Source organism: Pseudoalteromonas sp. T1lg75 (assembly GCF_002964705.1).
GTDB lineage: Bacteria > Pseudomonadota > Gammaproteobacteria > Enterobacterales > Alteromonadaceae > Pseudoalteromonas.
This window is the reverse complement of record NZ_PQCD01000059.1, coordinates 1-507: the sequence shown is the minus strand read 5'-3', so window position 1 is coordinate 507 and position 507 is coordinate 1. Positions and strand designations below refer to the sequence as shown.

At 47.3% G+C, this 507-nt stretch carries 2 tRNA genes; both read left to right on the top strand.

Going from position 1 to position 507, the window contains the following annotated elements:
- The first annotated feature begins 13 nt into the window (after positions 1–13).
- A tRNA-Gly gene (locus tag C2M36_RS15145) sits at positions 14–89 on the top strand.
- 132 nt (positions 90–221) lie between these two features.
- Positions 222–297: transfer RNA gene (locus C2M36_RS15140), tRNA-Gly, on the top strand.
- Positions 298–507: the final 210 nt, after the last annotated feature.

Sequence of the window (507 nt, the reverse complement as noted above, 5' to 3'; positions counted from 1 at the left end):
AGCGACCTATGAAGCGGCACTAGCTCAGCTGGTAGAGCGCAACCTTGCCAAGGTTGAGGTCACGAGTTCGAACCTCGTGTGCCGCTCCAACTTACTAATTTCTCGTCTCGGTAGTTAGTATAAATCTCAGAGACTTACGAAGCAGCACTAGCTCAGCTGCTAAATTGCAAAGCCGCAACTTCAGGTTGCGACCAGCGATAAAACAAAGAGCAACCTATGAAGCGGCACTAGCTCAGCTGGTAGAGCGCAACCTTGCCAAGGTTGAGGTCACGAGTTCGAACCTCGTGTGCCGCTCCAATTTTTGAGTTTTGAAAAACATTAAACTTTCTCAAAATTAAGTGTTGACAACAAATCAGGGTTGAGTAGAATGCACAGCCCTCGAGACGCGAAAGGGTCTCGAAGCCGGGTAACCGGACCTGTTCTTTAAAAATATGAAGCAATCATCTGTGTGGGCACTCGTACAGATTGAGTTCTAACAGCAGATTCTAGTTCGCTAGATGACGCAAA